The organism is Synechococcus sp. RSCCF101, assembly GCF_008807075.1.
GTDB lineage: Bacteria > Cyanobacteriota > Cyanobacteriia > PCC-6307 > Cyanobiaceae > RSCCF101.
On record NZ_CP035632.1, the window covers coordinates 2,934,583 to 2,954,065 of the forward strand.

The 19,483-nt window shown below is 66.2% G+C and carries 18 protein-coding genes and 1 pseudogene; 8 read left to right on the forward strand and 11 right to left on the reverse strand.

What is annotated here, in order from left to right; translation table 11 throughout:
• Nucleotides 1-18 precede the first annotated feature (18 nt).
• The 7 genes and pseudogenes from serS to EVJ50_RS14200 all read right to left on the reverse strand — a co-directional run bounded on the left by serS (nt 19) and on the right by EVJ50_RS14200 (nt 6,221).
• Nucleotides 19-1,296, reverse strand: a complete 1,278-nt coding sequence (gene serS / locus EVJ50_RS14175) for a serine--tRNA ligase (RefSeq protein ID WP_150884704.1) — start codon at nt 1,294-1,296, stop codon at nt 19-21.
• Between the two features lie 56 nt (nt 1,297-1,352).
• Nucleotides 1,353-1,955 carry a type II secretion system protein J gene (locus EVJ50_RS14180; protein ID WP_191964798.1) on the reverse strand — a complete coding sequence of 201 codons (603 nt, stop codon included), beginning with the start codon at nt 1,953-1,955 and terminating at the stop codon, nt 1,353-1,355.
• A 47-nt stretch (nt 1,956-2,002) separates the two neighbouring features.
• Nucleotides 2,003-2,452, reverse strand: coding sequence for a hypothetical protein (locus tag EVJ50_RS14185; protein WP_225323212.1), 450 nt, complete (start codon nt 2,450-2,452; stop codon nt 2,003-2,005).
• Nucleotides 2,453-2,482: 30 nt separating this feature from the next.
• Nucleotides 2,483-2,554, reverse strand: a pseudogene (locus EVJ50_RS15420) (hypothetical protein); the annotation flags it as partial.
• Nucleotides 2,551-3,201 (reverse strand): hypothetical protein, encoded by a 651-nt coding sequence (locus EVJ50_RS14190; RefSeq protein ID WP_150884707.1) that lies wholly within the window; start codon nt 3,199-3,201, stop codon nt 2,551-2,553. The pseudogene EVJ50_RS15420 and the gene EVJ50_RS14190, both read right to left, overlap by 4 nt.
• Nucleotides 3,198-5,888, reverse strand: a complete 2,691-nt coding sequence (locus EVJ50_RS14195; protein ID WP_150884708.1) for a hypothetical protein — start codon at nt 5,886-5,888, stop codon at nt 3,198-3,200. Before EVJ50_RS14195 ends, EVJ50_RS14190 begins: the two co-directional genes overlap by 4 nt.
• 87 nt (nt 5,889-5,975) lie before the next feature.
• Entirely contained in the window at nt 5,976-6,221 is a 246-nt protein-coding gene (locus EVJ50_RS14200) for a NifU family protein (RefSeq protein WP_150884709.1), read from the reverse strand.
• A 251-nt stretch (nt 6,222-6,472) separates the two neighbouring features.
• On the opposite strand from EVJ50_RS14200, the gene mqo reads away from it, so the two are divergent.
• The 5 genes from mqo to EVJ50_RS14225 all read left to right on the forward strand — a co-directional run bounded on the left by mqo (nt 6,473) and on the right by EVJ50_RS14225 (nt 12,869).
• Nucleotides 6,473-7,942 carry a malate dehydrogenase (quinone) gene (mqo, locus tag EVJ50_RS14205; RefSeq protein WP_370455647.1) on the forward strand — a complete coding sequence of 490 codons (1,470 nt, stop codon included), beginning with the start codon at nt 6,473-6,475 and terminating at the stop codon, nt 7,940-7,942.
• A gap of 48 nt (nt 7,943-7,990) precedes the next feature.
• Nucleotides 7,991-9,799, forward strand: coding sequence for a translation elongation factor 4 (gene lepA / locus EVJ50_RS14210; RefSeq protein ID WP_150884710.1), 1,809 nt, complete (start codon nt 7,991-7,993; stop codon nt 9,797-9,799).
• Between the two features lie 787 nt (nt 9,800-10,586).
• The gene (locus EVJ50_RS14215) at nt 10,587-10,979 is read left to right on the forward strand and encodes a type IV pilin protein (protein WP_225322972.1); all 393 of its coding nucleotides are present in this window, start codon (nt 10,587-10,589) and stop codon (nt 10,977-10,979) included.
• 676 nt (nt 10,980-11,655) lie between these two features.
• On the forward strand, nt 11,656-12,480 hold the full coding sequence (locus EVJ50_RS14220; protein WP_150884712.1) for an ABC transporter permease: 825 nt from the start codon (nt 11,656-11,658) through the stop codon (nt 12,478-12,480).
• An 89-nt stretch (nt 12,481-12,569) separates the two neighbouring features.
• Entirely contained in the window at nt 12,570-12,869 is a 300-nt protein-coding gene (locus EVJ50_RS14225; protein ID WP_225322973.1) for a hypothetical protein, read from the forward strand.
• 19 nt (nt 12,870-12,888) lie between these two features.
• Here the strand turns inward: EVJ50_RS14225 and trmH are convergent, their stop codons facing one another.
• Nucleotides 12,889-13,578, reverse strand: coding sequence for a tRNA (guanosine(18)-2'-O)-methyltransferase TrmH (trmH, locus tag EVJ50_RS14230; RefSeq protein ID WP_150884713.1), 690 nt, complete (start codon nt 13,576-13,578; stop codon nt 12,889-12,891).
• Between trmH and EVJ50_RS14235 the strand changes: the two genes are divergently transcribed.
• On the forward strand, nt 13,552-13,968 hold the full coding sequence (locus EVJ50_RS14235) for an MGMT family protein (RefSeq protein WP_225322974.1): 417 nt from the start codon (nt 13,552-13,554) through the stop codon (nt 13,966-13,968). The genes trmH and EVJ50_RS14235 overlap by 27 nt on opposite strands.
• Before the next feature lie 32 nt (nt 13,969-14,000).
• Nucleotides 14,001-15,296 carry a 16S rRNA (cytosine(967)-C(5))-methyltransferase gene (locus tag EVJ50_RS14240; protein ID WP_255452569.1) on the forward strand — a complete coding sequence of 432 codons (1,296 nt, stop codon included), beginning with the start codon at nt 14,001-14,003 and terminating at the stop codon, nt 15,294-15,296.
• A gap of 12 nt (nt 15,297-15,308) precedes the next feature.
• Here EVJ50_RS14240 and EVJ50_RS14245 read toward each other — a convergent pair whose 3' ends face one another.
• The 3 genes from EVJ50_RS14245 to EVJ50_RS14255 all read right to left on the reverse strand — a co-directional run bounded on the left by EVJ50_RS14245 (nt 15,309) and on the right by EVJ50_RS14255 (nt 18,575).
• Nucleotides 15,309-17,336: a transglycosylase domain-containing protein gene (locus EVJ50_RS14245; RefSeq protein ID WP_225322975.1), complete on the reverse strand. Its 2,028-nt coding sequence runs from the start codon at nt 17,334-17,336 to the stop codon at nt 15,309-15,311.
• Nucleotides 17,333-18,259 carry a chlorophyll synthase ChlG gene (gene chlG / locus EVJ50_RS14250; RefSeq protein WP_370455532.1) on the reverse strand — a complete coding sequence of 309 codons (927 nt, stop codon included), beginning with the start codon at nt 18,257-18,259 and terminating at the stop codon, nt 17,333-17,335. The genes EVJ50_RS14245 and chlG overlap by 4 nt, the downstream gene beginning before the upstream one ends.
• An 82-nt stretch (nt 18,260-18,341) precedes the next feature.
• Nucleotides 18,342-18,575, reverse strand: coding sequence for a DUF2862 domain-containing protein (locus EVJ50_RS14255; RefSeq protein WP_370455533.1), 234 nt, complete (start codon nt 18,573-18,575; stop codon nt 18,342-18,344).
• Between the two features lie 43 nt (nt 18,576-18,618).
• Between EVJ50_RS14255 and hisF the strand changes: the two genes are divergently transcribed.
• Nucleotides 18,619-19,419 carry an imidazole glycerol phosphate synthase subunit HisF gene (gene hisF, locus EVJ50_RS14260; RefSeq protein ID WP_150884717.1) on the forward strand — a complete coding sequence of 267 codons (801 nt, stop codon included), beginning with the start codon at nt 18,619-18,621 and terminating at the stop codon, nt 19,417-19,419.
• Nucleotides 19,420-19,483 lie beyond the last annotated feature (64 nt).

The window sequence follows — 19,483 nt, forward strand, 5'->3', positions numbered from 1 at the left end:
CGAAGCCCTCAGGCAGCCTCAGGCGGCGGCGATGCGATCCGATCCGAAGTAGGGCGCCAGTGCCTCGGGCAGCCGCACGCTGCCATCCGCCTGCTGGCCGGTCTCCAGCAGGGCGGCCATGGTGCGCCCCACCGCCAGGCCGCTGCCGTTGAGGGTGTGAAGCGGGCGCGTGCTCTTGCCGTCCTTGACGCGGATGGCCGAGCGGCGCGCCTGGAAGTCGCCGCAGGTGCTGCAGCTGGAGATCTCGCGGAAGGCTCCGGCTCCCGGCAGCCACACCTCCAGATCGAAGGTGCGGCGCGCAGAGAAACCGAGATCGCCGCAGCAGAGATCGATCACCCGGTAGGGAAGCTCCAGGGCCTGCAGCACCGCCTCGGCATCGGCGGTGATCTGCTGATGGGCCGCCTCGGAGTGATCGGGATGGGAGAACCAGTAGAGCTCCACTTTGTCGAACTGGTGCAGGCGGATCAGGCCGCGGGTGTCGCGGCCGTAGCTGCCCGCCTCGCGCCGGAAGCAGGGGCTGTAGGCGGCGTAGCGCAGTGGCAGCTCGGCCGCCGGCAGGATCGAGTCGCGGTGAAAGGCGGTGACAGGCACCTCGGCGGTGGGCGTGAGCCAGAGGTCATCGCCGGAGCAGCGGAAGCTCTCCTCGGCGAATTTGGGCAGCTGGCCCGAGCCGGTGAGGCTGGCGCTGTTCACCAGCACCGGCGGCATCACCTCCCGGTAGCCCTTGCCGGTGTGCAGATCGAGCATGAAATTGATCAGGGCCCGCTCCAGCCGCGCCCCGGCACCGATCAGGGTCACGAAGCGGCTCTGGGCCACCCGCACCGAGCGTTCGCTGTCCCAGAGGCCGAGCCGCTCGCCGATCTGCCAGTGCTCCGCCAGGCCCTTGCCGGTTCGCGGTGTGCCCCAGCGGCGGACCTCCACGTTGGCCGTTTCATCGGCGCCGGCGGGGCACTCGGGAGCCGGCAGGTTGGGCAGGGCCAGCAGCTGCTCGCGCATGCGGCCCTGCAGCTGTTTCTCCTCGTCTTCGAGAACCGCCACCTTCTGCTTCACGGCGTTGCCGCGGGCCCGCAGCTCCGCCACCTCCGCGCCCTTCGGGTCCGCGCCGCCCCGGATGCGCTGGCCCACATCGCGGCCGATGCGGTTGCCCTCGGCCTGCAGGGTGCTGCGCTGCTCCTCCAGCCCCCGCTGCTGGCTGGCGATCAGCTGCAGGCCGGTGAGATCCACACTCATGCCGCGCCGGGCCAGCTCACGGCTGATGCGCTCGGGGTCCTCCCGAACCAGACGCTGATCGAGCACGCGCGGGTTGAAGCAGGCGGCGGCAGCCTACGTGTGGCCACTGAGGGCCGTCTGAATCAGTCGACGAACTGACTCACACCCGTCCGCAGCACCATGGACTGCGTGCGGGTGGCGGTGGAGCCGATCGGACTCATCGTCACATCCACGTTCACCGTGCGGCAATCGGCGTCGTTGGTCACCGCGAAGCCAGTCACGTTGCTCATCACCAGCAGGTTGTTGAGGTTGTTGCGTGTGTCGATGTCCAGCGCACCGCTGGGCAGGATCGCGGGGCCATCGCGAAGGAGGCGGTCGTTGTTGGTGTCCAGATGAAAGCGGATCGTCTGGAGCTCGTCGGTGGGGGGATCGTTGCTGGTGTCGAGCATCGGCACCAGCATGCGCAACTGGTTGGCGACCGTGGTTGCACAGGTGGCGGCGCCGGTGGGTGCACAGCTGGCGGGGTTGCTCGTGGTGCCGAACATGCAGGCCTCGGAGGCTTCCAGCTCCATCAGGCTGTTCAGGCGGTTGAGATCCCGCTGGAAGTGCACATCCCAGATGGTGGCCTCCGAGAGCCGCAGCTCGCCCCGCAGCAGGCTGAAGGCGGCGATGGCCACCAGGCCGGTGAGACCCAGGCTCACCAGAAGCTCGGCCAGGGTGAAGGCCCCCTGGCGGGCTCGCTGCATGGGAACAGATCGCAGGGGTGGCATCCGCTGGTAAGGCATGGGGCGGATCAGATGTCGTTCCACTGGTCGCAGGTGGCGCGGGTGGAGCTGGCGGAGGTGTTGCGTCCGATCTCGAGAATGCCCAGAGCTCCGGTGAGACGGATGCAGCGCAGCGGGGGCTGGTCCGCCACGCTCATTCTCAGGAGCACGTCGGGGTTGGCGTTGCCGGCCGTGGCGATCGTGGCCCGAGGGGTGAAGAAGAAGGTGTCCGGTGTGGCGGCCACACGGGCGGTGCCACCGCCAGAAAAATCCGGCACGGTGAGCGTGGCCGGCTGGGCGCACCCAGCCGGCGTGACGCTGGCCAGCACATCACCGGCACTCAGCTGGCCGGTGCTGATGGTCACGGTGCAGGTCTGTCCGACATTGGGCGCCGAGCGGGAGGTCTGATCCAGCCACCCCGCCAGCGCGGAGGCGATGGCATTGGCTCTCTCCCGCCGCAGCACAGCGCTGAAGGTCACGATCCCAATGCCTGACATGATGCCGACGATCGCGATCACCACGACCAGTTCAGCAAGGGAGAATCCCTCGCTTCTCAGCGGTGTGGATCGACGCCGGATCATGAGCAGAACAGTGCCATCGGTGGGGTGATGCGTTCGATTCGAAGGGCCGGATCCTCGACGTCGCGGCTGGCGTCGCCGTAGGTCACCAGCAGGCGGTTGTTGGCCAGCTTGGTGATCGTGCGGGTGGCGCCGGCCGGTACATCGATCTGTTCCTCGATGGCACTGATCAGTGGATCCACAACCTCGTTGCGCTCGCACAGCCCTGGGTTGTTCGGATCCTGATTGCTCACCAGATCCGGTTCGTTCACTGTTGTTGTTGCGGGGTTGTCGTTGCGCGGAAAGAAGTAGCGGTCGTCCAGGGGGTTGTCCGTGGCGCAGGGTGACTCGACGTCACCGGTGGCCGCTCCGTTGATCAGGTATGGGGTGATACCGGAGGGAATGCCCATGGTGCAGGCGCCGCTGCAGCAGGTGAGTTCAGCCGCCAGCTCCTGGATCCGTGCAAGATCGCTGTCGATCGCCACGTTGAGGGCGATCCGCTCGTTGCTGCGCTGCCGCTGGCGGTTGGACACCCTCCACATTTCGCTGGCGCCGATGGCGGCGATGCTGATGAGCACAACCACCAGAAGCGGCTCCACAACGCTGAACCCCCTGTCCCAATGCAGGCGCTGACGCCGGTGGAGAGCAGCTGGGGCAGCGGGCCTGGTCATCGGAACAGCCCTGAGCGTGATGTGGCTCGGGCCACCCAGTCTTCACCGGTCCAGGTCACGAAGCCGAGGGTGCCGGAAGTGTCGACCTGGATATTGATCTTGTTGCCCGTCAGGGAGGGCGGAACCCGCATGTGGAAGGGGCCGAACGGCTTGAAGCGATGCGTCCAGACCCGGCCGCTGAAGCTCCAGTTGTCGTCGTTGGAGTAGAAATCGGGTGGCTGGATCGCGGCACTGCCGCTTTCCACCCTCAGCTCCAGCTGCCCCATGGGGAAGTAGAACCACACGCCGCCGATCTTGGAGGTGGAGCCGTAGCGAGTGGCGATCTTCATGGCCTGCAGTTCCGTCGGCCGGCCGCTGCCGGTCCAGTCGCGACCGAAGAAATTCAGCTGCGTCGGTTCACCGATGGGGGAGAAGAGCGAATCAGGAACCGGTGTGGTGCAGTCATCCTCCACGCTGCTGCAACGGACATGGGAGATGTCCGCCTGGTTCTGGAGAAAGATCAGAACATCGTCGGGATTGGAGTAGGGGCTGTTGAGGTTGGTGGTGGTGCGATCGTCGCTGGGGTCGGAGTAGTAGAAGCTCAGCGGCCCCCCGGTTGTATCGATGATGATGCGCCCACCGTTCATGTCGATCGTTGGGCCAAGGCAGTGGAAGCCGGGCTCAACAGTGATCGGGGAGAAGGCGGTGTATTCGCACCAGGCATCGCTGGCCGCTGTGGCGCCCGACTCAATCTTGATATCACTGATGTCGTAGCGTTCGTTTGTACTGTTGACCCCGCTTTCTGTTTGAAGTCGAATCCTGAAATCGCTCACTGCATAGGATTGGTCGATAGGGAAGGTGAATTCTCTGTATGAGGTCGGTACACGGCCGCTTGACGTGCCGCCTCGGAGTTTCCCGATCTGCTGGTAGCTGGAGCCGCCATTGCGAGACACTCGAATCAGCAGCTCTTCGTTGCTGGCTCCGACCCTGCTGCCGCGTACCCTGAGGGTGAGGACAGGGTTGGTGAAGGCCGAGAGATCGGCGCCGCGGATGAGTTGAGGTCGTGTACTGCCACCTCGCATCCGAAACCCCGTTGGGCTGCTGAGATTCTGTATGGTCCCGATCTTCACCCAGGCCCCATCCCAGGCTTCTGAGCCAGAGCTGCTGGCGAAATCGCCGTAGAAACCTGGACCGGTCGACGGCGATGGCGGAGCGCTGGTGTCCACCGAGATGGTTTCCCAGTCGCTGCCGGTGCAGTTGTCTGCGGAGATGGTTGTTTTCTTGTCGCAGATCTGCACACTTGGGGGGGTGGTGTCCGAATTCGTACGGATGCGGATCAGATCGTTCGAATTGTTGGTCTCCAGCCTGGGATAGGTGCTCCAGGCATCGGCGCCATCACGCACGTCCTTGATGATCGCCTGGGGTGGGAAGTCGTCACTCTCATCGGAGGGCGTGCTGCTCCCCGCCCAGGAATGCAGATAGGTGCTGACCGCCGGAATGCTGCTCACTCCCACCGGGATGATCGGGATGCAGGAGGCGCTTTCGCCGAGGATGTCGGTCTCCGGGCCGGGGAAGTAGCGGCTGCTGCCGGCAGGCTGGATGCAGTTGGCTGTGGGCCGAGCCCTGGCGATGTTCCGGGCGTAGGAGCGGTCGGCGGAGTCCTGGATGCCGTTGCAGCTGCCGTTGGGCGAGGGGATCGTGCGGCATTCGTCGCGATCGAAGGCGTCGCCGCTGTTGGGCACGGCGCCGAGAATGTTGGGCAGCGACGAGATGGACCCATCCGGGTTCCGCATCGTGAAGCGGTCGTTGGCGTAATACGACCAGTGCCAGCCCCGGCTCAGACCGGACACGATCCCCATCTGCAGGCCGCAGTAGCGGCTGTCGGAGCCGAGGGACGACTGACCGCTGCCTTCCAGGTTGGTCCCGCCGGACCCCTGTGAGCCGAGGGAGGCACCACAGCATTTCGGCAGCACCTCGAATTCCTGGGTCACGGTGGAGGTGGCGATCACCTCGCCGCCGCGCACCACCTGCCCCTCCACGGTGAGGGTGATGAAGCCCCTGTTGGCTCCGGACACGAGCGTTCCGGGGCCATCGGGGTCCTGCAGGTTCAGCAGCTGATCCCAGGTCTTGCCCGATGGAGCGGAATCGCCGCTGACCCCAGCGCCGAGGCTGGTGGTGCGGGTCAGCTCGCGGGGATTGGGAGCTCCGCTGTCGTCAGGAGCGGAGAAGGTGACGGACGTGAGCCGAAAGCGGCGTTCTCCGGTGCCCACGGCTCCGGTGGCCACATCACGGAACTGCCCGTCTCCGAAGCTGCGGGCCAGCGTGCTGGGTTGGCCATTTCCGCCGGGTCGCACCTCGTTGCCATTGTCGTCGAGATCGACGCAGGGGCTGCGCAGCCTGTTTCCGGTGGCGCTGGCCCACTGATTCATCGGCAGCCCTGACACCAGCATCTTGCGGTTGCGGGGCTGATTCCAGGTGCTGATGATTTCGTCGATCCCTGCTTCGGCAGCACCACGGGCCTGTTTGCTGGACGAGGAGGCGAAGACACCAACGGTGTTGTCGCTCGTCAGGGTGACGAGCGCTGCGCCGCTGAGGGCCAGCACGATGGCGGTGATCACACCGAAGGCCAGACCGGCCATCCCCTCCTCGGCCGGCGAGCGACGGGTGGCACCCGATCGCAGCAGATGCAGCAGCAGCTTGTCTCGCACCGGTGTGAACCAACACCTTTCCTGGGGAAAGTCTAGGAAGGCGTCGAGTTCGGCTTAACTCTCGGACAAGACCTGGGATCCGTCCGATCAGAGCACCTGCACCACCTCGCTGATCTCGGGGATGGTTTCGCGCAGCTTGCGCTCGATACCCATCTTGAGGGTCATGGTGCTGCTCGGGCAGCTGCCGCAGGCGCCCTGCAGGCGCACCTTCACCACTGGCCCGTCGAGCTCCACCACCTCGACGTTGCCGCCATCGGCCATCAGGAATGGCCGCAGCTCATCGAGCACGGTTTCCACATTCTCAGTGGTGAGGGCCAGGGTGCCGGTGCTCATGACTCCGATTCAACGTCCAGCGAGCCTACGAAAAGCTGCTGAGCAGCTGACGCCTCCCCCCGCTGGTCTGCGTCGGACGGACCGATCCGGCAGGGGCACTGCGTAGCGTGACGACTGCTTGTGCGGTCAAGAAGAAACGCCAAGCCCACCTGCACGTGACCAGCTGCGATTCCGGTCAGCGCCCCGGCCGCCCGATCAGCGCTCCAGCCATCCCCACCCGTGTGGATGCTCTGCTCGTGGGGGCCGGGATCATGGGAGCCACCCTGGCGGCTCTGTTGCGGGAGCTGGAACCCGATGGCCGTCTGCTGATGCTGGAGCGGCTTGGAGAACCCGCCCTCGAGAGTTCAGCGGCGGTGAACAACGCGGGCACCGGCCATGCCGCCAATTGCGAGCTCAACTACACCCCTGAGAGGCCCGGCGGTGGGCTCGACATCAGCAAGGCCCTCAGGATCAACGCGGCCTTCGAGCAGAGCCTCCAGTTCTGGAGTGCCCTGCGGGAGCGGGGACGCCTCACAGACAGCACTTTCATTCGTCCTGTCCCTCACCTCAGTCTGGTGTTCGGCGAGGAGGGACGGACCTTTCTGCGTCGCCGCCACCAACTGATGGTGGAGCATCCCGCCTTCGCTGCCATGGACTACAGCGAGGATGCGGGTGAGCTTGCCGGGTGGATGCCTCTGGTGATGGAGGGACGCCGGGAGCAGGACTGTCTGGCCGCCACCCGAGTGGAGCGAGGCACGGATGTGGATTTCGGCCGCCTCACCCGCCAGCTGCTGGCCGGACTCACGGCCCCGCACGGGCCCCTGGAGCTCGCCTGCGGCGTGGAGGTCACCGGCCTTCAGCGCCGGGGCGGCCTCTGGCAGGTGGCCTGGCGATCCCGGGCGGAGGAGCCAGGCCCTGAGCAGGGTGTGGTGGAAACGCCCTTTGTGTTCCTCGGTGCCGGCGGCGGCACGCTGCCGTTGCTGCAGCGAGCTGGCGTGGCAGAAGCCCGGGTTTATGGAGGCTTCCCGGTGAGTGGCGAGTGGCTGGTCTGTCACAACACCGATCTGGTGGAACGACACCGCGCCAAGGTGTACGGGCGGGCCGAGGTGGGTGCGCCGCCGATGTCCATGCCTCATCTCGACACCCGTTGGATCGATGGGCGCCGCTCTCTGCTGTTCGGGCCCTTCGCCGGCTTCAGCACCCGCTTCCTGCGGCAGGGGTCGTTGCTCGACTGGCCCCGCTCCCTCCGTCTCACCAACCTGTTGCCCACGGTTCAGGCCGGGCTCGGCAATCTCTCCCTGGTGCGCTACCTGATCGGCCAGCTGAGCCAGAGCCAGGAGCAGCGTCTGGAGGCCCTGCGCCGGTTCATGCCCGGTGCGCGCGCGGACGACTGGCGCCATGCCGTGGGCGGCCAGAGGGTGCAGATCATCCGTCAGGAGGGCGGGCGCGGCGTGCTGCGCCTCGGCACCGAGGTGGTGGCCACGGCCGATGGCTCTCTGGCCGCTCTCCTTGGAGCCTCGCCCGGTGCCTCCACCGCGGTGTCGATCATGCTTGAGGTGCTGAAACGCTGCTGGGCCGATCGAATGGTGTCCTCCCGCTGGCGGGAGGTGTTGCTGGGCCTTGTTCCCTCCCACGGGCAAGACCTCAACACGGATGCCGTCCTGTTGGATCGGGTGCGCCGCCACAGCGATGCCACGCTCGGCCTGAGCCGGGAGCCGGTGCCGCCCGGTGCCGCTTCCTAGGATCGTCCCGACACGCCTTCAGACCCGAGAAGGGACGACAGCCTCCGCATGACCGACGTTCCCGTCTCACGCCTGCGCAACTTCTGCATCATTGCCCACATCGACCATGGCAAATCCACCCTGGCCGATCGATTGCTGCAGGACACCGGCACCGTGGCCGATCGGGACATGCAGGAGCAGTTCCTCGACAACATGGAGCTGGAGCGGGAACGGGGCATCACGATCAAGCTTCAGGCAGCCCGCATGGATTACCGGGCCGCGGATGGCGAGCACTATGTGCTCAACCTGATCGACACCCCCGGCCATGTGGATTTTTCCTATGAGGTGAGCCGCTCCCTGCAGGCCTGTGAAGGGGCCCTGCTGGTGGTGGATGCCAGTCAGGGGGTGGAAGCCCAGACTCTGGCCAATGTCTATCTGGCGCTCGAGAACGATCTGGAGATCATTCCGGTGCTCAACAAGATTGATCTGCCCGGAGCCGATCCGGAGCGGATCAAGGCGGAGATTGAGGCCATCATCGGTCTGGACACCTCCACGGCGATTGAGTGCTCCGCCAAGACCGGCCTCGGCGTGCCCGACATCCTCCAGGCGGTTGTCGATCGCATCCCGCCACCGGAGGACACGGTGGAGCAGCCGACCCAGGCGCTGATCTTCGACTCGTATTACGACCCCTACCGGGGTGTGATCGTCTACTTCCGCGTGATGAGCGGCAGCATCCGCGCCAGGGACAAGGTGCTGCTGATGGCCAGCGGCAAGAGCTATGAACTTGATGAGATCGGAGTGATGGCCCCGGACCAGCGCCAGGTCGACTCACTCCATGCCGGTGAAGTCGGTTATCTGGCGGCCTCGATCAAGGCGGTGGCCGATGCCCGGGTGGGCGACACAATCACGCTGATGAATGCGCCGGCGGAGGCTCCTTTGCCCGGCTACACGGAGGCCAAGCCGATGGTGTTCTGCGGCCTCTTCCCCACCGACGCCGATCAGTACGGCGACCTTCGCGAGGCCCTCGACAAGCTCCAGCTCTCCGATGCGGCCCTTCAGTTCGAACCCGAAACCAGCAGTGCCATGGGACTGGGCTTCCGCTGCGGCTTCCTGGGGCTCCTGCACATGGAGATCGTGCAGGAGCGGCTGGAACGGGAATATGACCTGGATCTGATCGTCACCGCGCCGTCGGTGATCTACCAGGTGAATCTGCTTGGCGGTGAGATGGTGATGGTCGACAACCCGGCGACGCTGCCGGACCCGCAGAAACGGGAGTCGATCGAAGAGCCCTACGTGCGCATGGAGATCTATGCACCCAACAGCTACAACGGCACGTTGATGGAGCTGTGCCAGGAACGGCGCGGCGACTTTGTGGACATGAAGTACATCACCACTGAGCGGGTGACTCTGATCTATGAGCTGCCCCTGGCTGAGGTGGTGACCGACTTCTTCGACCAGATGAAGAGTCGCACCAAGGGCTATGCCTCAATGGAGTATCATCTGATCGGCTATCGCCGCAATGATCTGGTGCGAATGGATGTGCTGATCAACGGCGAGAAGGCCGACCCGCTCACCACCATCGTTCACCGCGACAAGGCCTACGGCGTGGGCAAGAGCCTCGTGGAGAAGCTGAAGGAGCTGATTCCGCGCCAACAGTTCAAGATCCCCCTGCAGGCTGCCATCGGCAGCCGCGTGATCGCCAGTGAGAGCATCAGCGCCATGCGCAAGGATGTGCTGGCTAAGTGCTACGGCGGTGATATCTCCCGCAAGAAGAAACTGCTGAAGAAGCAGGCCAAGGGCAAGAAGCGGATGAAGGCGATGGGGCGCGTGGAGGTGCCGCAGGAGGCGTTCATGGCGGTGTTGAAGCTCAATCAGTGATTGCTGAGGATGGCTGAGCGGAATTGATCTACGGGCCTCGCTCTCGGCAGATTGCTGGGGAAGAAAGCTCTCCTCCACGCCAAGGCGACCGTCGAAAGGACCGGTACTGCGTGGCCCCCCCCCTCCGCTCACGTCATTTCGCATGCGCCGGACTTGCGGCCAAGCTCAGCGCGTGGGGCATCAAGGCCGTGAGGCTGTGGGTGTGCTCGGCTCCTGTGGCCGCTCTACCGCCGGCCAGAGACGCGCCGCTGAGCTGGACACCGCCGCATTGCCCTTGACCACTGATCTGCTTTCGCTCAGCAGGCAGGGGTGGCGGACTCTGAGCAGCTGGTCCCAGAAGCTGCCAGGGTTATCGGAGGGGTGCGGGCAGTGGTTGTTGGGACGACCAACCTCCCCCTGGTTGAGTCGACGGGGTTCGGCTTGTGCTGATCACAGCCATGATCGTCTCATCCGCCGGGGACCTCACCACGGGCAAGATGCGGAGCTTCCCCGGTCGTGGTGCCAATGGTCTCGGCAGCCCTGTGGTGCTCCATGTGTCGATCGTCCTGCCCGTTGCAAAGACGAAGCGGTGCCATGAAGAATGTAGACAAAAGTTACGCTGGAACCCTGAATAACTTAAAAGTGCCTGCGTCGCAAGGTGCGACTCTGCGGTCTGCAGCAATGGACATGGGCTCTCATCTGTGGTCCGTCATATGAGCCGAGCCAATTGCCACTACCGTTAAGCGCGGCTAGCTTGATTTCGTCACCGTCTATTTCAGTCATGTCTTCAGTCACGACCCTTCGGCGCGTGCTGCTTCAGCGAGCAGCCAGTCGCTCAAGTGCCAACTCGGCGTTCACCCTGGTTGAGCTCATCATCGTTGTTGCCATTATTGGCGTTCTCTCCGCTGTCGCGATTCCTCAGTTCCTCGGTGTCCGTGACCGCGCGGAGGCCAAGGCCAACATTGGCGAGTCCATGGGCTTGGCGAAGGAGTGTGCCGCGCTCAACGTCGGCCGTGAGCCTGTGACATCAGTCAGTGGGACCGATTGTGGCGGCCCCAATGGAACAGCTGCAACCTTCACGCCAACATGGTCTGCAACGCTTGATGCGGCTGACAATGTGACCTGCATGGATGCAGATATCACCGGAACATCGGCGACGATTTCGGTTAGTGCCGATGGTGCCATTACTTGTGCGAACTAATCTTTGCTTCTTGTTGGTCCTCTAATACTGTGGGGCGGCTTGCTGGCCGCCCTTTTCTATTGATTGCAGTAATTCATCATCATGGGCTTCTCGTTCCCCTCGGCCTTTGTTGAGTTGGGGGCTGTGCTGGGAATGATCCATTGGCGTGATGCTCTCGGTTCGATGCTGGTTGTTCAGTGATGCATCAAGGGATCTTCCAGTCCTCCTTGGTATCCCGCTTCGGCTCTTTCGCGCTCAGCAGCTAAAGTGATGAAGTGTTGGTAAGGAGCGCCGTGGTAGGTCGTTGCTCCCGATGAACCTACATGCATCTAAGGGGATGGCCTGCCAGGCTCTCATGAGCCGGGTGTGTAGATGCCTCGTCGGCATTCTTCGGTCTGTGCCCGTTTGCTTGCTATTGGATGGCGTCGAGTGTAATGCCGATTGATCAATTATGCTGGCATAGAGTCCATAGAGTCACACGCCAAGTCGCCCATAAGGGTTTGGGCGCTGGCCTCGATAACCCTGACAAGCTCTCGAATTGAGAGCATGCCGCTTCAGAATTCATCGTTGAGCGGTCGCTCTCCAGCGATTCGATGTCAGGTTCACTGACATCGGTCAGCCATACTTATCGCGTGCTCAGTCCAGCCCAGTCTTGACCGGCCTAGATCGTCGCCGAGCCCACAACCTGTCGGCCCGGATGGCCCGTTGGGGCCTGGCCATCGTGCTTCTCTACACCCTGGCTTCCGTTGCGTTTGATCTGACCGATCGGTTGGGCCTGCTCCCCCAGCTGGCCAGCCCGCTCGATCAGCCCGTTTACGCCCCCCCTTCCCTGGATCACTGGTGCGGTACGGATCGGCTTGGTCGTGATGTGTGTCAGCGCACCATCGCCGGCGCTGGCGTGGCCCTTCAGGTGGTGCTGCTTGCCCTCGTCTCCGCTCTCGTCGTGGGGGTGCCCCTGGGCATGGTGAGCGGCTATCTCGGTGGCGCGGCCGACCGCTTGCTGGTGCTGCTGATGGACACGCTGTACACGTTGCCGGTGCTGTTGCTGTCCGTGGTGCTGGCGTTCCTGCTGGGTCGCGGACTCCCCAATGCCGCCGCCGCCCTGTGCGTAGTGTACATCCCCCAGTACTTCCGCGTTGTTCGCAATCAGACCGCCCAGGTGAAGGCGGAGCTCTATGTGGAGGCCGCCCGCTCCCTTGGGGCCGGGCCCGTGTGGATTCTGCGCCGCTACCTGCTGCGCAACGTGATCACCTCCGTTCCGGTGCTGCTCACCCTCAACGCCGCGGACGCCGTGCTTGTTCTTGGTGGCCTGGGATTTCTCGGCCTCGGCCTGCCGGAATCGGTGCCGGAATGGGGTAGTGATCTCCATCAGGCCCTCACGGCGCTGCCCACCGGCATCTGGTGGACCGCCCTCTATCCCGGCGTTGCCATGTTCGTGCTGGTGCTCGGTCTCTCCTTTCTCGGGGAAGGCCTGGAGGCCTGGCTGAGCGGCAGCGCCCAGGCCAGCCGGGCCGCCCGCTGAGGTCAGCCCCCACACCCTCCCCCGCAGAACGACCAAGGCCGCAGCCCCTGCAGCGCCATGTCGTCTGGGGCACACTGAAGCCAGGGCTCATGCCCCCTGCCCCCTGCCGCGCCGCATCAGCCATGCCCTGGTGGGTCACCTTCACGCTGTTGTCCTCAGCCGCGGTGCTCTGGAGCCTCGGCTCCGCCAATCGCGACGACGTGATCGGTCTGCTGGAGCAGATGATCGCCATCGCGCTGCTGCTCGTGGTGATCTTCTTCGGCCACCAGCTGCCGCTGGAGCTCACGGCGCTCGTGATCGCCCTGCGACTGCCGCGGGCCCGCACGGCAGCCTCGGTGCCGGTGACCCGGCCGATGCAGGGCCGCAGAGACGTGCTGATTCCCTTCTGAATCCGGGGTCCCGTCCCGTTCAGCAGCGCAGCCTGAGCTGACGCGGCAGGTCCTCCAGGATCTCGCCCTCTGCGCTCAGGTCGGGATAGCCCCTGCCCTGCTCGCGACACCAGGCCGCCACCTCGGGATAGGCCCACTCGAACAGCACCTGCCGGTGCCGTTCCGCCGCCAGACCCTCGCCGCGAGAGGGCGCAACACCCGCCAGTTCCCGCTGCCGCAGGGCCTCGAACAGCAGCGTGGCGGCGGCCACCGACACATTCAGCGACTGCACCATCCCCCGCATCGGGATGAACAGCTGCCGGTCCACCAGTCCGGCCGCTTCCTCGCTCAGCCCCCACTTCTCGGCCCCCAGCAGAAACGCTGTGGGGCCGGTGAAGTCGCACTGGCGGTAGTCCACGGCATCCCGCCCCAGGTGGGTGCCGTAGAGCTGGAATCCCTGCTCCCGCAGGTTGCGGAGCGCCGCCCCCGGCTCGGGGTGATCCCTCAGACGCACCCATTTCTGACTGCCCTGGGCCGTGCTGTTGAAGGTGGGCGGGCGTCCCTTCAGACTCACCACATGGGCCTCCAGCACTCCCACCGCATCGCAGCTGCGCAGGATGGCCGAGAGGTTGTGGGGCTTCTCCACATGCTCCAGTACCACGGTGAGGTCGGCCATGCGTCGGTCGAGCACGGCCCGCAGACGGTGGAAACGGCGGGGAAGCAGGGGCATGGTCTCCCGGCAGGCACGGCGACCCAGAGGTTCTACGCGGTGACGCGGCTGATCCCCTTCGGACGCCTGCTCACCTATGGACGCGTGGCTGAACTGGCCGGCCACTTCGGGGCGGCCCGGCAGGTGGGCTGGGCCCTGCGGCGTCTGCCCGATCTCGACACCGTCATCCCCTGGCACCGGGTGGTGAATGCCCGCGGCTGCATCAGCCTCTCGGAGAGCCGGGAAGGCAGCGACTGGCTGCAGCGTCAGCTGTTGATCGATGAAGGCATCGCCGTCGACGGGGAGGGACGGCTGAACCTGCGCCGCCATCTCTGGACGCCGGATCCGAGCGAGGTTGTCCGGCTGCTGGAGGCCGGCGCTCCCGGACCCACTGAGCCCTCCCCGGCGTGAGCGACCCCGGTTCCGCTGCAACCACCGGACTCTTGCCGCGGTGGATCGCCTGGCAGGTGCTGCAGGCCGTGGCCGCCGGTGCCTACGCCGATCGTGCTCTGGAGCGGCAGCTCAGCCGTTCCGACCTGCCGCCCCGCGACCGGGCCCTGGCCACCGAACTGGCCTACGGCGCCATTCGCCAGCGCCGCCGCCTGGACAGCTGTATCGACTGGCTCGGCCGGGTGCCGGCGCAGCGGCAGCCCCCACCCCTGCGCTGGCTGCTGCACATCGGTCTGCAGCAGTTGCTGGCCATGTCACGCCTGCCGCCGTCGGCCGTGGTGAACACCAGCGTGGAGCTGGCCAAGCGCCATGGCCTCGGCCGCCTCGCGCCGGTGGTGAACGGCATCCTGCGCTCGGCGCTGCGGGCCCGCGATGCGGCCGATCAACCGCCGCTGCCTGAGGAGCCCGTCGCCCGTCTGGGGCAGGAGCACTCCCTGCCGGACTGGCTGGCGGCGGATCTGCTGCGCTGGCTCCCGCCTGAACAGGCCCGATCGGTGGCCGCCGCCTGCAACGCGGTGCCACCGATCGATCTGCGCGTGAACCCGCTTCGCTGCCGGCCCGGGCTGCTTCATGACGCCCTGCAGCAGGCCGGAGTGCCGGCGGAGCCGATCGCGGGGCTCTCCGCGGCCCTCACCCTGCCGGCCCATGGCGGTGACCTGCGCCGGCTGCCGGGCTATGGCGAGGGCTGGTGGTCGGTGCAGGACCGCCATGCCCAGGCCCTCACCCCCCTGCTGGAGCCGCAGCCGGGCCAGTGGGTTCTCGATGCCTGCGCCGCCCCGGGGGGCAAGGCCACCCATCTGGCGGAGCTGATGCAGGACCACGGCACCATCTGGGCGGTGGATCGCTCGGACCGCCGCCTGCGGCGCCTGAGGGCGAATGCCGAGCGTCTCGGTCTGCAGTCGATCCAACCTCTGGCTGCCGATGCCCTGACCCTGGCCAGCGAGCGGCCGGACTGGATCGGGAGGTTCGATCGGATTCTCCTCGATGCCCCCTGTTCGGGCCTGGGCACCCTGGCCCGCCATGCCGATGCCCGCTGGAGGCTCACCCCAGAGGCCATCCCGCCCCTGGTGAGCCTGCAGCGGCGGCTCCTGGAGGCGATGGTGCCGCTGCTCGCCCCGGGAGGCCGCTTGCTGTACGCCACCTGCACCATTCACCCGGCGGAAAACCGGGAGACGGCGGCGGCCTTTCTCAGTGCCCAGCCGGCCTGGCGCTGCCTGCAGGACCAGCAGGTCTGGCCCGAGCCCAGCGGGGGCGATGGCTTCTACGCCGCCCTGCTGGCTCCAGGCTGAGGAGGCCCGGGCTCAGAGCGGGCGCAGCGGCGGTGGCTCGAAGTTCTCGTTCACCGGCGGGCCACCGGCGTTGCCGGCCCCCGGCGAGGGTGTCCAGGGTGTCTGGACCCCGGGAGCCGGGTCGGAGGCGGAAGGGGCGGGCGTCTCGCCATCCTCCGGCAGGGTGTCCCAGCCGAAGGAGCTGCCGCCGCTGCTGTCGCGGGACTCGCCCTGACGTTTCTGGCGTGGCTTGAAGCTGCCGGTGAGCGCCGGCTTGGGGGGGAAGGTCTGCACCGGCATGTCCTCGGTGATCTGCTTCATGTACTGCTGCCAGGCCCAGGCGGCGGCACCGCTGCTGCTGCCGGTCTTGCGGTTGTTGTCGTACCCGAGCCAGACCGAGGTGGTGAGCTGGGGAACCGAGCCGATGAACCAGAGGTCGCGGGCCCCCTCCGATGTGCCGGTCTTGCCGGCCACCTGCCGATCGGGAAGGGCGGCGCCACGCCCCGTGCCGCTGGTCACCACCTGCTGCATCATCCACACCATGGCGTCGGCATGGGGCGTTTCCACCGCGCGGCGGCCGGCCTCACCGTCGACCCGGCGGCTCCAGAGGATCTCGTCCTCGGGGCCGCGGATCTCCTCGAACGGGGTGGGGGGCACGAACAGGCCCCGGTTGACGACGCCGGCGTAGGCGGCGGTCATGTCCACCACCGTCTGTTCATTGGCGCCGAGCACCATGGCGGGATAGGCCCCCACATCCTCGGTCAACCCGAGGTCGCGGGCCGTCTCGATCACGTCGTCGTAGCCCACCTTCTCGGCCACATCCACCGCGAAGGCGTTGAGGGAGCGGGCGAAGCCATTCACCATGGTCGTTTTGCCGCCCTTGCCCTTGATGCAGAACTTCTCGGCCGGGTAACAGCGCTGGGCGTTGCTGAAGGTGTCCTCCGGCTTGAGTCCGGCGCCGATGGCGGCCGTGTAGGCGAAGAGCTTGAAGGTGGACCCAGGCGAGCGCAGGGCCTGGCTGGCCCGGTTGAACTGGCTGGCGTTGAAATCCTTGCCACCGACCATGGCCCGCACCAGGCCCGTGCCAGGTTCCATGGAGACGAGAGCGCCCTGCATGCTGCCGCCGGCGTTCTTGCGGATCACCTCAAGACCCCGCTTCTGCCAGTCCAGGTTCAGGCTGGTGCGGATGGTGATGCCGCCGGTTTCCAGCTGCTCCAGGCTCAGCACCCCGGGCAGTTCCTGCGCCACCCAGCTTGTGAAGTAGGGCGCGCGGCTGTTGAAGTATTTGGGGGTGGCGGGATTGAGATCCAGCGGGGCCGCGCTCGCTGCCGCGCGCTGGTCCTCGCTGATGAATCCGGCCTGCTCCATGCGCTCGAGCACCAGGTTGCGGCGCTCTCTCGCCAGATCGGCATTCACCAGCGGTGAATAGACGGAGGGAGCGGGGGGCAGTCCGGCGATCAGGGCCGCCTCCGGCAGGGTCAGCTGATCGACGCTCTTGCTGTAGTACACCCAGGCTGCATCGGCGACGCCATAGGCACTCGCGCCCAGATACACGTAATTCAGGTACTGAGTGAGGATCTCCTCCTTGCTCAGCTGCCGCTCGATCTTGTACGCGAGGGCGGCTTCGCGCAGCTTGCGGGCCACCGTGCGGTCCTGACTGAGAAAGACCGTGCGGGCCAGCTGCTGCGTGATGGTGCTGGCCCCTTCCCGCACTTCGCCGCTGCGCACATTGCGGGCCAGGGCGCGCATGATGCCGCGGGCGTCCACGCCGTTGTGCTCGTAGAAGCGCCGGTCCTCCGCCGCCACGAACGCCTGCTTCACCAGCAGGGGCATGGTCTCGGGACTCAGCTTTTCACGGGTGGCCGGGCCCAGCTTCTGCAGCACCGTGCCATCCGAGGCGAGGATGGTGAGGGTGCCGGGCCGGTTGAAGTTGCTGACCTGGCCGGCCTCGGGCAGCAGGGCGTCGAACTGACGCGTGAGGGCGTCCTGGGCCATGGCGATGCTGCCGCCCACAGCGAGAGCGGCCACCGCCAGGGCCAGCCGCTTGGTCCCCGGTCTCACGAGAGGGTCACCAGTGAGCTGTGGCCGATGGCCAGGGCGGTGACCAGCATCCCGAGCACCAGGAAGGGCTGGGCGCTGGCCTGATACTTCACGTCGAAGGCCACGGGGTCCCGCAGCAGCCAGATGTCCTGGAAGGTGATCTGGGGCACCACCAGGAGGATCAGCAGCACGGCAGCCAGGTGCTGGCCGATGGCGATCAGCACCCCCACCATTGCCAGCTGGAACAGATCGATCATGCCGGCGCTGATCCAGCTGGCCCGCTCGACACCGAACACCACGGGAAGCGATTGCAGGCCGAGAGCCCTGTCGCCCTCCACGCTCTTGAAGTCGTTGACAACGGCGATGCCGAGTCCGGCCAGGCTGTAGGCGAGGGTGAGCAGGGCCGTGGTCCAGGTGAGCTGGCCGAACAGGGCCTGGCCGGCCCACCAGGGCAGGGCGATGTAGCTGGCTCCGAGGGCGTAGTTGCCCAGCCAGCCGTTCTGCTTGAGTTTCAGCGGAGGCGCGGAATAGACGTAGCTCACCAGGGAGCCCCCAAGAGCGAGAAGCAGCAGCACCGGACGGTCGTGGCCGGCCCAGAGATCGAGTCCGTAGGCCACGGCCAGACCTGCCAGGAGCAGCAGCAGGATCTGCGCCCGGGCCTGATTGAGCGAGATCGCCCCGGAGGGGATCGGCCGGTAGGGCTCGTTGATCGCGTCGATCTCCCGGTCGTAGTAGTCGTTGATCGTCTGGGTGTAGCCGGCCAGCAGCGGACCGCTCATCACCATGCAGGCCATGGCCGCGGCCACATTCGCCGGAGTCCAGGTGAAGGAGCCGGAGGCGGCGGCACCACAGAGCACACCCCAGATCAGGGGGATCCAGGTCACCGGCTTCATCAGCTGCAGCCGCAGCTTCCAGAGCGATGTGGTGCCGGAGGCACCCTTCATCCCCAGGAGCTGACGTGCGGCCGAGGAACGGTCGGGGCTGTCTGCTGACGCCAAGGGGTCGCCAGAACCCGGCTGATCGGCGTCAGGCCTCAGTGATCTCATCCTCGAAGAACCAGCAGCTTCTGCCATCGGCCAGGGTCACCACCACCCCCACACCGGTCCCGTCAGTCATCTTGAAGTCGGTGACGGTTCCGGTGGGATCCCCCTGGAGGGCGGTCACGAGCGCGGCCGGGATGCGGTCCCGGACCCGTGTGACGCGAACGCGGGAGCCGATCGAGATCCCGTTGCTCGCCTGGGCCATGGAAGCAACGATCATGAAAGATGAAGCAACCCTAACAGTCGTCTCCGGAGGCAGCCCGATGGTGGCCAGGCGCATCATTCCCTGTCTCGACGTCGCCGATGGACGGGTGGTGAAGGGGGTCAATTTCGTCGGTTTGCGGGATGCCGGCGACCCGGTGGAGCTCGCCTGCCGCTACAGCGACGGCGGCGCCGACGAGCTGGTGTTTCTCGACATCGCGGCCAGCCACCAGGGCCGGGACACGCTGGTGGAGATGGTGGAGCGCACGGCGGAGTCGGTGCGGATCCCCTTCACGGTGGGGGGCGGCATCGCCACGATTGCCGGCGTCACCACGCTGCTGCGGGCCGGTGCCGACAAGGTGAGCCTGAATTCGGCGGCGGTGCGCGATCCGGAGCTGGTGAGCCGGGGGGCCGAGCGCTTCGGTTGTCAGTGCATCGTTGTGGCCATCGATGCCCGCCGCCGCCGTGGCGAGCCGGGCTGGGATGTGTTCGTGAAGGGCGGGCGGGAGAACACCGGTCTGGATGCGGTGGCCTGGGCCCGGCGGGTGGTTGAGCTCGGGGCAGGCGAGCTGCTGCTCACCTCGATGGATGCCGATGGAACCCAGGCGGGCTACGACCTGGACCTCACTGCCGCCGTGGCCGCTGCGGTGAACGTTCCCGTGATCGCCTCCGGAGGGGCCGGATGCATCGCTCACATCGCGGACGCGCTGGAGCAGGGAGGCGCCTCAGCAGCGCTGCTCGCCTCGCTGCTGCATGACGGCGTGCTCAGCGTGGCCGAGATCAAGCGGGAGCTGATCGGACGCGGGCTGCCTGTGCGCCCGATCGAGGATCCGGCTCTTGAATTCGTCCCGCCGGAACCATGAAGTCCTGTAAAGAACTCGTTACATTGGTCTCATCTCGCACCGCCTGACTCGTTGTCCATGCCTG